The 430-nt window shown below is 65.6% G+C and carries 1 protein-coding gene; it reads left to right on the top strand.

From position 1 onward, the window contains the following. Positions 1–176: 176 nt before the first annotated feature. A partial coding sequence (locus ACU8YC_RS28430; protein WP_446896448.1) for a glycosyltransferase N-terminal domain-containing protein occupies positions 177–430 on the top strand: 254 nt, incomplete at its 3' end.

Genomic DNA, 430 nt, shown 5'->3' with positions numbered 1-430 from the left:
TCATCGAGGTGGTGGCGACCACCTCGGCGCAGATGGCGATGGCCAGGTAAACATAGCCGGACATGGCGAGATCCTGATTATGGGCGGGCAACTTCGTTCGGTTCCGACCTCGCCAACAAGTTCGCCGGCAGGGCGGTTATGGCTCGCGAGCAGGCAGCTTGCTAAGCTCCGCGCCCATGAATCGCACCCTCTATACCCTGTTGTTTCACCTCGCCCTGCCGCTGGTGTTCCTGCGCCTGCTGTGGCGCGCCTGGCGCGCCCCGGCCTACTCCCGTCGTATCGGCGAGCGTTTCGCCTTCGGTCTGCCGCGGTTGCGTCCGGGTGGCATCTGGGTGCATGCGGTCTCGGTGGGCGAAAGCATCGCCGCGGCGCCGATGGTCCGCGAGCTGATGGCGCGCTACCCACACCTGCCGATCACCGTCACCTGTAT

The sequence above is a fragment of the Citrobacter sp. VF227 genome (assembly GCF_052950715.1).
This window is presented reverse-complemented; position numbering and strand designations above follow the sequence as displayed.